Below are 11,621 nucleotides of genomic sequence, written 5' to 3' on the forward strand. Positions count from 1 at the left end.
ATACTGCCGCATACAATAAGCCGACCGCCGTTCGCCGGACGTCCTCGCCGCCCGGTGCTCCAGCTTAATCCAACATTGAACCGTAGGGATCGCCATGAGCTTGTACACCGATTACTTGGCAGAAATCGAAACGCGGAAAGCCGAAGGTCTGCACCCGAAGCCGATCGACGATGGCGCTCTGGTCGCAGAGCTGATCGCGCAGATCGAGGACACCGACAACGCATACCGCAAGGACTCGCTCGAGTTCTTCATCTACAACACGCTGCCCGGCACCACCAGCGCCGCCGGCGTGAAGGCTGCCTTCCTCAAGAAGATCATCCTCGGCGAGGCTGTGGTCGCAGAGATCACCCCCGCCTTCGCCTTCGAGCTGCTGTCGCACATGAAGGGCGGCCCCTCGGTCGCGGTGCTTCTCGACCTCGCGCTCGGCGATGATGCGGCGATCGCCGCCCAGGCCGCCGAAGTCCTGAAGACCCAGGTCTTCCTCTACGAGGCCGACACCGTCCGCCTTGCCGATGCCTACAAGGCCGGCAACGCCGTGGCCAAGGAGATTCTCGAGAGCTACGTGCAGGCCGAGTTCTTCACCAAGCTTCCTGACGTCGATGACGTGGTCGAAGTGGTCACCTACATCGCCGCCGAAGGCGATATCTCGACCGACCTTCTGTCGCCGGGCAACCAGGCGCACTCGCGCTCGGACCGTGAACTGCACGGCAAGTGCATGATCTCGGAAGCCGCGCAGAAGGAAATCGAGGCGCTGAAGCTGCAGCACCCGGGCAAGCGCGTGATGCTGATCGCCGAGAAGGGCACCATGGGCGTGGGCTCGTCGCGGATGTCGGGCGTCAACAACGTGGCACTCTGGACCGGCAAGCAGGCCAGCCCCTACGTGCCCTTCGTCAACATCGCCCCGGTCGTCGCGGGCACCAATGGCATCTCGCCGATCTTCCTGACCACCGTCGGCGTGACCGGCGGCATCGGTCTTGACCTCAAGAACTGGGTCAAGAAACTCGACGAGAACGGCAAGCCGATCCTCAACAACGAAGGCAACCCGATCCTCGACCAGAAGTATTCGGTCGAGACCGGCACCGTGCTGAAGATCGACACCAAGGCCAAGAAGCTGACCAGCGAAGACGGCGAAGAGCTGGCCGACGTCGCCTCCGCCTTCACCCCGCAGAAGGTCGAGTTCATGAAGGCCGGCGGTTCCTACGCCGTGGTCTTCGGCAAGATGCTGCAGACCTTCGCCGCCGAAACCCTGGGTGTGAAAGCGCCGCTGGTCTTCGCGCCGAACAAGGAAGTCAGCCACGAGGGCCAGGGCCTGACCGCGGTCGAGAAGATCTTCAACCGCAACGCCCGCGGCACCACGCCGGGCAAGACCCTGCACGCCGGTTCGGACGTGCGCGTCAAGGTCAACATCGTGGGCAGCCAGGACACCACCGGCCTGATGACCAGCCAGGAACTCGAGGCAATGGCCGCAACGGTGATCTCGCCGTCGGTCGACGGTGCCTACCAGTCCGGCTGCCACACCGCCTCGGTCTGGGACAAGAAGGCCCAGGCCAACATCCCGCGCCTGATGAAGTTCATGAACAACTTCGGCCTTATCACTGCGCGTGACCCCAAGGGCCAATATCACTCGATGACCGACGTCATCCACAAGGTGCTGAACGACATCACCGTGGATGACTGGGACATCATCATCGGCGGCGACAGCCACACCCGCATGTCCAAGGGCGTCGCCTTCGGCGCGGACTCGGGCACCGTGGCGCTGGCGCTGGCGACCGGCGAGGCAACGATGCCGATCCCCGAGTCGGTCAAGGTCACCTTCAAGGGCAAGATGGCCGACCACATGGACTTCCGCGACGTGGTGCACGCCACCCAGGCGCAGATGCTCCAGCAGCACGGCGACAACGTCTTCCAGGGCCGCGTCATCGAGGTGCACATCGGCACGCTGCTGGCCGACCAGGCCTTCACCTTCACCGACTGGACCGCAGAGATGAAGGCCAAGGCCTCGATCTGCATCTCCAACGACGAGACGTTGATCGGGTCGCTCGAACTCGCCAAGCACCGCATCCAGGTGATGATCGACAAGGGCATGGACAACGAGGCCGGCACGCTGGCAGGCCTGATCGCCAAGGCCGACAAGCGCATCGCCGAGATCCGCTCGGGCGAGAAGCCCGCGCTGACCCCGGATGAAAACGCCAAGTACGTCGCCGAAGTGGTTGTCGACCTCGACCAGATCGTCGAGCCGATGATCGCCGACCCGGACGTCAACAATGCCGACCCGTCGCGCCGCTACACCCATGACACCATTCGCCCGATCTCCTACTACGGTGCGGAGAAGAAGGTTGACCTCGGCTTCGTGGGCTCGTGCATGGTGCACAAGGGTGACATGAAGATCGTCGCGCAGATGTTGAAAAACCTTGAGAAATCTCAGGGCAAGGTCGAGTTCAAGGCGCCGCTCGTCGTGGCAGCGCCGACCTACAACATCATCGACGAGCTGAAGCAAGAGGGCGACTGGGAAATCCTGCAGAAGTACTCGGGCTTCGAGTTCGACGACCTCTTCCCGAAGACCCAGAACCGCACCGAGTACGAGAACATCCTCTATCTCGAGCGTCCGGGCTGCAACCTGTGCATGGGCAACCAGGAAAAGGCCGCCAAGGGCGACACCGTCCTGGCCACCTCGACCCGCCTGTTCCAGGGCCGCGTCGTGGAGGACACCGCCGACAAGAAGGGCGAGTCGCTGCTCGCCTCTACCCCGGTGGTTGTGCTCTCGGCCATCCTCGGCCGCACGCCGAGCGCCGATGAGTACAAGTCCGCGGTGGAAGGCATCGACCTGACCAAGTTCGCGCCGCCGGTTCAGGCGCCCGCGACCTCGCGCTCCGCGCACTTCTGAGATCGTCTGCCCCGCTGAGGGGCAGCGCGAAACCGCGGCGGCGGGGACCCATGTCCCCGCCGCCGTTTTCGTGTCCCGGGGAAAGATTGCTGTCCCCGCGGGGACAGGGCAGGGCGCGCAGGTCTATGTCGCCCGCAGGCCGTCGAGGAAGACGTTCAGCAGCACCTCGGAGCGCGCCGGATCGGCGCCGGGGCCGTAATTGAGCCCGATCAGCACCCGCAGCAGGTCCTCGCTGGTCACGTCGCCCCGCAGCCGTCCGTCGGCCAGCGCGCGGGCGTGCAGCGCGGCAATGGCCCCGCGCAGGCGCTCGGATTGTTCGCTGAAGAAGGTCGAGTCGGGCTCGAAAACCGGCGCCAGCGCGGCGATCATTCCCTTTTTCGTAGCCATCAGCTGCAGCGCGCCGCGCATCCAATCCTCGAGCTCATCCTCGGCGGCGCGCCGCTCGAGCGTCTCGACCTCCCGCGCATAGACAGCCTGGAACAGTGCCTCGCGCGAGGGGAAGTGCCGGTAAAGCGTGCCAATTCCGACACCGGCCTCGCGGGCGACCGCTTCGAGGCTACCGCCTTCCTTGCCGAAGACCTCGCGCGCGGCATCGAGCAGCCGCTCGCGATTGCGCAATTGGTCGGCGCGCGGCTTCCTCGCCTTCGGCTTTTCCTGGCCTATTTCGCTGCCCATACGTCAACCCACTTGAAAACGGAGGGAGCCTCCGTATTTAATCATCCATGGCCGGATGCCCCGGCCTTCCCACCAGCTTATGGCAAGAGAGGGAAAGATGACACCGACACTCAATCTGACAATCAACGGAGTGCCGCAGCAGATCGCCCTCGACGATCCGCGCGCCACATTGCTCGACCTGCTGCGCGAGCGGATCGGCCTCACGGGCACGAAGAAGGGTTGCGACCGCGGCCAGTGCGGCGCCTGTACGGTGCTGATCGACGGGCGGCGGATGAATGCCTGTCTGGCGCTGGCGCTTTCCTACGACGGCGCCGAGATCACCACCGTCGAGGGGCTTGCGACGGGCGAGACGCTGCATCCGGTACAGGCCGCATTCATTGCCCATGACGGCTTCCAGTGCGGCTATTGCACGCCCGGGCAGATCATGTCCGCCGTCGGCCTTATCGCCGAGGGCGAGGCCGGGCTCGACCCCGAGCGCATCCGCGAGGGCATGAGTGGCAACCTCTGCCGCTGCGCCGCCTACGCCGGGATCACCGAGGCTGTGCTCGAGGCCACCCGCGAGATGACCTCGGCGACCGGGGAAAGGGAATCCGCATGAACCGCTTCGAGTATACCCGCGCCGAGACACTCGGCGCCGCCGTCGGGGCGGAGGGAGCCTTTCTCGCCGGGGGCACCAACCTTCTCGACCTGATGAAGATCGGCGTTGCCGCGCCGGACCGGCTGGTCGACATCTCGCATCTGCCGCTGGACCGGATCGAGGAGAGCGCCGGCGGCCTGCGCATCGGCGCCATGGTTCGCAACGCGGATATCGCCCGCGATCCGCAGGTGCTGGCGCGCTACCCGGCGCTGGCCGAGGCGCTGCTCTCCGGCGCCTCTGCGCAGCTGCGCAATGCGGCGACCACGGGCGGCAACGTCATGCAGGCCACCCGCTGCAGCTACTTCCAGGACCCGCTCTCGCCCTGCAACCGGCGCGAGCCCGGCAGCGGCTGCGGCGCGCTTGGCGGGGTGACGCGGACCCACGCGGTGCTTGGCTGGACCGAGGGCTGCATCGCCGTGCACCCCTCGGACATGTGCGTGGCGCTGGCCGCCTATGATGCGGTGGTCGAGATCACCGGGCCGGGCGGTCTGCGAGAGGTCGCGATGGAAGAGTTTCACCCGCTGCCCGACGCCGAAGGGGCGGGAGCGCCGTCGTTGTCGCCGGGCGAGATCATCACTCACATCCGCCTTCCCGATCCCGGCCCGCTGGCCCGCCATGGCCGCTACGTGAAGCTGCGCGAGCGGACCTCCTTTGCCTTTGCCATCGTCTCGGCCGCCGCCGCATTGGCGATCGAGGATGGCGTGATCACCGAGGCCCGGCTGGCGCTTGGCGGCGTCGCCGCCCGTCCGTGGCGCTGCCGCAAGGCGGAAGAGGCACTGAAGGGCGCGCTTGCGACCGCGGAAACCTTCGCCCGCGCCTCAGAACTGGCGACGGACGGCGCGCGTCCCTCCGGGGACAATGCCGCGAAAATTGTCCTCGCGCAGCGCATTGCCGCCCGAGCATTGGAGCGGGCTGCCGCCGGAACACCCGACCGCTTGCCCGCGCTTCCCGCCTCCGTCTTCGCAGGAGATGACAATGGATGACCTGATGAACTTGCAGGGCCAGGGCCACGTCCGCCTTGGCTCCAGTGCCGGACAGGCGCTGACGCGGCGCGACGGGAGGCTCAAGGTCACCGGCGCCGCCACCTATGCCGCCGACAACCGCCCGGATGGGCTGCTGCATGCGGTGCTCGCCACCGCCGGCATTGCCAAGGGGCGCGTCACCCAACTCGACGTCGCCGCCGCCGCGGCGCACCCGGGCGTGGTCAAGGTCTACACGCCGGAGAATGCCCCGCGGCTGGCGATCAGCCCGGACGAGAAGATCCACCCCTTCGTCTGGCGGATGGAGACGCTGACCGACGACCGCGTGCGCTATGCCGGCCAACCCATCGCGCTGGTGCTGGCCGAGACGCTGGAGGCCGCCACCGAGGGCGCGCGGCTGCTCGCTCCGCGCTACGAGGCGGAGCCGCACAGGGTGACGCTTGACGACGCCGAGCCTTTCGAGACCGACACCACCGTCTTCGGCCGCCCCGCCACCCACGTCTCGGGCGATGTCGAAGCGGCCCGCTCGGGCGCGGCGCATCATGTCGAGGCCACGGTCGAGACCTCGCAGCAGTACCACAATTCCATCGAGCCCCATGCGATCACCGCCCGTTGGGACGGTGCGCGGCTTGAGATAGACACCCCAAACCAGGCGATAGGACTGTCGAAGCAGACCTTCGCGGCCTTTCTCGGGATCGATCCGTCGCAGATCCTGCTGCGCAGCCCGTTCATCGGCGGCGGTTTCGGCTCGAAGGCGATCCTCTACGGCGGGCAGCTCCTGGCGGTCCTCGCCGCGCGCGAGTTGGGCCGCCCGGTGAAGCTGGTGCTGCGGCGCGACCAGATGTACGGGCCCGTGGGGCATCGCGCGCCGACCCGTCAGGCGCTGCAGATCGACCTCGACGCCGAGGGAAATATCGCGGCGCTGGAGCATGACACGGTGACGCTCACCTCCAGCTTCGACCAATTTCTCGAAAGCGCGTCGAACGCCTCGCACAGCCTCTATGCCGCGCCGAACCTTCGCACCACGCACCATGGGCGGCGGGCGGATGTGGGCACCCCAGGGCCGATGCGCGCGCCGGGCGAGGCACCGGGCTCGGCGGCGCTCGAGATCGCCATGGATGCCGCGGCGCGGTCGGCGGGCCTGGACCCGCTGGAGTTCCGCCTGAAGAACTACGCCGAGAGTGATCCCTCGACCGGGCAGCCGTTCTCGTCGAAGGGTCTGCGCGAATGCTACGCCGAGGCGGCGAGGCTCTTCGGCTGGGCCGGGCGGCCCGCCGAGCCGCGGAGCCTGCGCGAGGGGCGGCTGCTGAAGGGTTGGGGCATGGGCACGGCGCAGTTTCCCTGTCCGATGTTCCAGGCCGCCGCCCATGCCACTCTGCGCGCCGACGGCACCGCGGTGATCGAGACCTCGGCCGCCGACATGGGGCAGGGCGCCTGGACCGCGCTGGCGCAGATCGCCGCCGACGGGCTGGGGATCGATCTCGACAAGGTTGAGTTCCGCTCGGGCCATTCGGACCTGCCCGACGCGGGGGTCGCGGGCGGCTCGGGGCACACTGCAACTGCCGGCACCGCGCTCTTCAACGCCGGGGCGGACGCGGTGCGGCAGCTCGCCGAGCTGGCCACGACCGATCCGGCCTCGCCGCTTTTCGGGGCGGGCAACGCGGGTGTCACGGCGCGCGCGGGGCGGCTTTGGCGCAATGACGACGAGCGTTCGGAATCCTACGAGGATATCCTTGCCCGCGCCGGGCTGGATTTGGTCCGGGGCGAGGGCAAGGGTGCGCGCGAGGGCGAGCCGGAGCGCGCGATGTTCTCGCACGGGGCGGTCTTTGCCGAGGTGCTGGTCGATCCCGATCTGGGGCAGGTGCGGGTGAGCCGCCTCATCGGCGCCTTCGCCGCGGGGCGGATCGTCAACCCGCGGCTGGCGCGGAGCCAGCTGCTCGGCGGGATGATCTGGGGCATCGGAATGGCCCTGCAGGAAGAGGCCGTTCACGATGCGCGCACGGGGCGGCTGACCAATGCCGACCTTGCGGGATACCACGTGCCGGTCAACGCCGACGTGCCGATGATCGAGGCGCTGACCGTGCACGAGGACGATCCTTATGTGAACGCGCTCGGCATCAAGGGTGTGGGCGAGATCGGCGTGACCGGCACCGTCGGCGCCATCGGCAACGCGGTCTGGCATGCAACCGGGGTGCAGCCGGCGCGCTTTCCGATCCACCCGGAAAGCCTGATCTGAGACTCTCCCGGCGCGTCCTCGCGGCGCGCCGGGCGCAACGCGCTCAGCCGCGGGTGAGCTGGCGCAGCACCGCCAGGAACATTCCGGCCAGCACCACGGAAAACGGCAGTGTCATCACCAGCATCGCGTCGCGGATCGCGCCGATGCCGCCAGCGGTGATGATCGCCCCGGTCAGCGCGGCGATGGCCACGGCCCAGAGCATCGAGTGCAGCGGGGTTTCGCCCTGCGGGCTGCCGGCCGAGCCGATCGACTTGATGGCGATGATCGCCGCGGTCGAGGAAGCCATGATCAGCACCAGGAAAAGCAGCGTCAGCACGGCGGTCATCAGCGTGGCGCCGGTCGGACCCAGCATGACGTTCACGGCGGCGACGATGCGATAGGCGTGCTCGGCTTGCAGGATCGATCCGCCCGCGCGCCCGTCGATCTCCATCAGCAGCGCCGAGCCGCCGGTGCCCGAGAACCAGGCAAAGCACATCAGCGACGGGCCGAGCATGGCCCCGAGGATGAATTGCCGCACCGTGCGTCCCCTGGAGATACGCACGAGGAACAGGCCGACGAAGGGCGCGAAGGCGACCCACCAGGCCCAGTAGAAGATCGTCCAGTCTCCCTGCCAGGCATGCCGGGCGCTGTCCTGCACCGGGTCGTAGATCGTGACCATCTGCACCGGCAGGGTCGCCACGTAACGCAGGACGCTTTCCACAAAGACCCGGACCACCTGCGTACCGCCTCCGAAGATCACGAAGACCGCCAGTACAAGGAAGGCGAGCGCGATGCCGCAATGCGAGGTCCATTTCACCCCGCGCTCCATGCCCGAGACGATCGAGGCGATGGTCGCCGCGATGGCGAGGACCAGCGCGGTCAGCAGCGCCACCAGCGGCGGGTTTCCCGCCTGGTCGGCGAAGAAGGCCGCCCCGGTCAGCTCCGACAGCCCCGCGCAGATATGCTCGAGCCCAAGCACGATGGTGGTGGCGATGCCGGAGACCGTGGCGAGGATCGCCAGCACGTCGATCATGTCTCCGAGCCGCCCCTCGAGCCGCTTGCCCACCAGTGGCTCGAGGCCCGAGCGCATGGTCAGCGGGTGGCCATTGCGGTGGCAGGCCAGCCCCAATGCCAGCCCGACCATGACATAGCTGCTCCAGGCCGAGAGCCCCCAGTGAAAGAACACGAAGCGCATCGCCGAGGGCAGGGTCTCGGCCTGCGCCGCCGGAAGCGCGCCGCTCAGCGTGTCGGGGTTGGTAAGGAAATCCGAGACCGGCTCGCTCACCGAGAAGACCAGGATGCCGATGCCGATCCCGGCGCAGAACATCATCGCCAGCCACGAGAAGGTGCCGATCTCGGGGCGTGCCCCGGGCGGGCCGAGCCGCAGCCGGCCCGAGACCGGCAGGCAGACCACGACCAGGTTGAACAGCACGAAGACGGCCAGAAGATAGATGTACCAGCCGGCAAAGCGCGTCAGTACTAGGTCCTTCAGCGCCTGCAACTCCCGCGTGGCCGTCGCCGGAGCCAGAAGGATCAGCAGCATGAGCAGGGTGATCAGCGCCTTGGCAGTGATCGACACCGCCGGGTTGAAGCCGCGGTAGAAGCCGGCGGGCACCGTCCGGAGCTGGAGCTGGGCGCTCGGGGTGTCGCTGGGCATGGACGGCTCTCCTCGAGATAGAATGGGGCAGATGTCTGGACGGGTACCGGGCTCTTTTTGGGGCTTCATGGGGGCGGGCAGGATCCGGCGATCCGCCCGGAGACCGGGGTGGCTGGAGCTATGCGGGGCCGTGCGGGGGAAAGATCGGGATGGGGGCGCGTGTCGGGACAGATATGCCGCCAAGCCTGCGGTCGAATTGTTGTCAGACTATTTGAATTCGGCTTTCGGCCGGTCCCGCCCGGCGCGTCGGCGCGCAAGGCCCGGAGAGGTGTCCGCGCATCGGGCATCCCCGGAGCAGACTCTGGTACGGGACGGCAGATCGGCGGGTTCTTGCCGTTCTGTGCGCGTGGCTTTGGCGGCGGGTCAGGAAACGCTTGCGCTTCTCGGGTGATCGGCGATCCTGAGAGCTGATTTCCAGAAGATATTTTCCCGCATCGCGCGCCGGTCCCCGACCCCCGTGCGGCGCGCCACTGTATTTCAGACGCGAAGCCCCTGGAGGATTGTCTTGGGCGGCACGATGGCTCGCATCCTTTTTCTGCTCGACACGCAGGCCCGGCAGCGGCTCTGGCGGGTGCTCGCCGTGAGCATCGGCATGGGGCTCGCCGACATGGCGGCGGTGCTCTCCATCGCGCCTTTCCTGATGGTCGCGGCCAGCCCGCAAAAGGCGCTCGGCAACCCCGTGCACGGCGCGCTGCGCGACGCCCTCGGCATCGAGGGGGAAACCGCCTTCCTGGTGCTGCTGGCGCTCGCCTCGCTGGGCATGCTCACCGCAGCCATTGTGTTCCGGATCTGGGGCTTCACCTACCTGCGGGGTTTCGTGCGCGGCCAGAGCGTGAGCCTCGCCTCGCGGCTGGTTTCGCGCTACATGCGCGCGCCGCTCGACACCCGGCTGAGGCGGCACTCGGCGGAGCTGGTCAGCAACATCCAGTCCGAGGTCGAGCGGGTGGTCAACGGCGTGATGATGAACGCGGTGCGGCTGCTCACCGCGCTCAGCACCGCGCTGTCGCTGGCGGTGATGCTGGTGGTGGTCGAACCGCGCGCCGCGCTGACCATGGGGCTGCTGCTGGGGCTCGGCTACGGCGCGATCTTCGCCGCGGTGCGCGGGCCGATGCGCCGGGTCGGCGACGTGCGCATGGGCGCCACGCGCGAGACCGCGCGGCTGCTTGGCGAGGCGCTCTCGGGCTCGCGCGAGGTCAAGCTCTACGGCATGGAGCGCAGCTACCTCGAGCGCTTCGAAGAGGCCTTCCGGCGCCGCGCCGATGCCACCACCACCGCCGATCTTTTGCGCGACATCCCCAAGTCGGTGCTCGAGGTGCTGACCTTCGGCACGATGATCCTGATCGTGATCTGGACCCTTGCCGAGCAGGGCGAGAGCAGCAGCGCCCTGCCGATCGTCGCGCTCTATGCCTTTGCCGCCGCGCGACTTTTCCCGGCGCTGCAGCGCATCTACGCTTCGGCGGCGGCGCTGCGCGGCGATCTTCCGGCGGTGGACGAGCTGCATGCCGATCTTGCCGCGGTCGAGGGGGTGGGCCTGTCGGATGCGTTGGCGGTCGAGGGCCTGCCGCTGGAAGATGCGCTGGAGCTGCGCGGCGTCAGCTACGACTACCCGGACGGGCAGCGCCAGCTCATCCGCGATCTCGACCTCAGGGTGCCGGCGAAGCGCATCGTCGGGCTCGTCGGGGCCACCGGCGCGGGCAAGAGCACCATCCTCGACATGCTGACCGGTCTGATCCGCCCCGGCAGCGGCGGGCTCTACGTCGACGGGACAAGGATCACCCCCGAGAATCTCGCGCGCTGGCGCCGCTCGGTGGCCTATGTGCCGCAGGACAGCTGCATGATCGAGGGCAGCATCGGCGACAACATCCGCTTCGGCTTCACCCCCGGGACAGACGCCGCCGAGGCGCTGCGCCGCGCCGGCAGTTTCGCCGGGCTGGACGGGCTGATCGCCGAGCTGCCGCAGGGCTATGACACGCCTCTCGGGGAACGCGGCCAGAGCCTCTCGGTCGGCCAGCGCCAGCGCATCGGCATTGCCCGGGCGATCTACCGCGACCCGGCGCTGCTGGTGCTCGACGAGTCGACCTCGGCGCTCGACACCATCAGCGAGGCCGAGCTGACCGCTGCCGTGCAGGCGCTGCGCGGGCGCACCACGGTGGTGATCGTGGCGCATCGGCTCAGCTCGGTGCGCAACTGCGATCTCATTTACCTGATCGGCGCGGGCCGGGTGCTGGAGCAGGGCCGCTACGACGAGCTGACCGGGCGCGACTCGAAATTCCACGCCTTCCACCGGGCCGGCACATGAGCGCCGCGCCGCCCTTCGGGGCCGGTCCATCTCTGACACCGCTGCAGGTGGCACAGGTCATCGGCAACCTCGAATGGGGCGGCACGCAGGAGCTGCTGGTCTACCTCGCCGAACGGCAGCGGATCGAGCGCCTGGCGCTGCGGGTCTTCGTGCTGTCCGACCCGGTGGACACCCCCTATGCGGCGCGGCTGGAGCGGGCGGGCGTGCCGGTCAGCTACCTGCGCCGCGGCGCCGGGGGGGCTGCCGGGGCTCGGTGCGCCGCCTTGCGACTGAG

8 protein-coding genes are annotated in these 11,621 nt (G+C 68.2%); 6 read left to right on the forward strand and 2 right to left on the reverse strand.

What is annotated here, in order from left to right:
* Positions 1-94 precede the first annotated feature (94 nt).
* Complete coding sequence (locus CLG85_RS10410; RefSeq protein WP_095880988.1) at positions 95-2,884, forward strand: bifunctional aconitate hydratase 2/2-methylisocitrate dehydratase; 2,790 nt, start codon at positions 95-97, stop codon at positions 2,882-2,884.
* 123 nt (positions 2,885-3,007) lie between these two features.
* On the opposite strand, the gene CLG85_RS10415 is transcribed toward CLG85_RS10410, so the two are convergent.
* A complete protein-coding gene (locus CLG85_RS10415) occupies positions 3,008-3,559 on the reverse strand; it encodes a TetR/AcrR family transcriptional regulator (RefSeq protein WP_095880989.1) in 552 nt (183 codons plus the stop codon).
* 97 nt (positions 3,560-3,656) lie between these two features.
* On the opposite strand from CLG85_RS10415, the gene CLG85_RS10420 reads away from it, so the two are divergent.
* Genes CLG85_RS10420 through CLG85_RS10430 form a run of 3 tightly spaced genes read left to right on the forward strand, consistent with a single transcriptional unit; the run spans position 3,657 to position 7,412 of the window.
* A complete protein-coding gene (locus CLG85_RS10420; RefSeq protein ID WP_095880990.1) occupies positions 3,657-4,157 on the forward strand; it encodes a (2Fe-2S)-binding protein in 501 nt (166 codons plus the stop codon).
* Positions 4,154-5,179 carry an FAD binding domain-containing protein gene (locus tag CLG85_RS10425; protein ID WP_095880991.1) on the forward strand — a complete coding sequence of 342 codons (1,026 nt, stop codon included), beginning with the start codon at positions 4,154-4,156 and terminating at the stop codon, positions 5,177-5,179. The genes CLG85_RS10420 and CLG85_RS10425 overlap by 4 nt, the downstream gene beginning before the upstream one ends.
* Complete coding sequence (locus CLG85_RS10430; RefSeq protein ID WP_260348843.1) at positions 5,172-7,412, forward strand: xanthine dehydrogenase family protein molybdopterin-binding subunit; 2,241 nt, start codon at positions 5,172-5,174, stop codon at positions 7,410-7,412. The genes CLG85_RS10425 and CLG85_RS10430 overlap by 8 nt, the downstream gene beginning before the upstream one ends.
* Positions 7,413-7,455: 43 nt before the next feature.
* Here the strand turns inward: CLG85_RS10430 and CLG85_RS10435 are convergent, their stop codons facing one another.
* A complete protein-coding gene (locus CLG85_RS10435; RefSeq protein WP_260348844.1) occupies positions 7,456-9,048 on the reverse strand; it encodes a BCCT family transporter in 1,593 nt (530 codons plus the stop codon).
* 517 nt (positions 9,049-9,565) lie between these two features.
* On the opposite strand from CLG85_RS10435, the gene CLG85_RS10440 reads away from it, so the two are divergent.
* Positions 9,566-11,347, forward strand: coding sequence for an ABC transporter ATP-binding protein (locus CLG85_RS10440; RefSeq protein ID WP_260348845.1), 1,782 nt, complete (start codon positions 9,566-9,568; stop codon positions 11,345-11,347).
* Positions 11,344-11,621, forward strand: a 278-nt coding sequence (locus CLG85_RS10445; protein WP_260348846.1) for a hypothetical protein, incomplete at its 3' end; no start/stop codon positions are given. The genes CLG85_RS10440 and CLG85_RS10445, both read left to right, overlap by 4 nt.

The organism is Alloyangia mangrovi, from assembly GCF_002300555.2.
Lineage (GTDB): Bacteria > Pseudomonadota > Alphaproteobacteria > Rhodobacterales > Rhodobacteraceae > Salipiger > Salipiger mangrovi.

Bases quoted from the DNA above. Each gene is read 5' to 3' on its own strand.
- CLG85_RS10410 (WP_095880988.1), top strand. From the start codon at position 95: ATGAGCTTGTACACCGATTACTTGGCAGAAATCGAAACGCGGAAAGCC.
- CLG85_RS10425 (WP_095880991.1), top strand. From the start codon at position 4,154: ATGAACCGCTTCGAGTATACCCGCGCCGAGACACTCGGCGCCGCCGTC.
- CLG85_RS10440 (WP_260348845.1), top strand. From the start codon at position 9,566: ATGGCTCGCATCCTTTTTCTGCTCGACACGCAGGCCCGGCAGCGGCTC.
- CLG85_RS10420 (WP_095880990.1), top strand. From the start codon at position 3,657: ATGACACCGACACTCAATCTGACAATCAACGGAGTGCCGCAGCAGATC.
- CLG85_RS10415 (WP_095880989.1), bottom strand. From the start codon at position 3,559: ATGGGCAGCGAAATAGGCCAGGAAAAGCCGAAGGCGAGGAAGCCGCGC.
- CLG85_RS10430 (WP_260348843.1), top strand. From the start codon at position 5,172: ATGGATGACCTGATGAACTTGCAGGGCCAGGGCCACGTCCGCCTTGGC.
- CLG85_RS10435 (WP_260348844.1), bottom strand. From the start codon at position 9,048: ATGCCCAGCGACACCCCGAGCGCCCAGCTCCAGCTCCGGACGGTGCCC.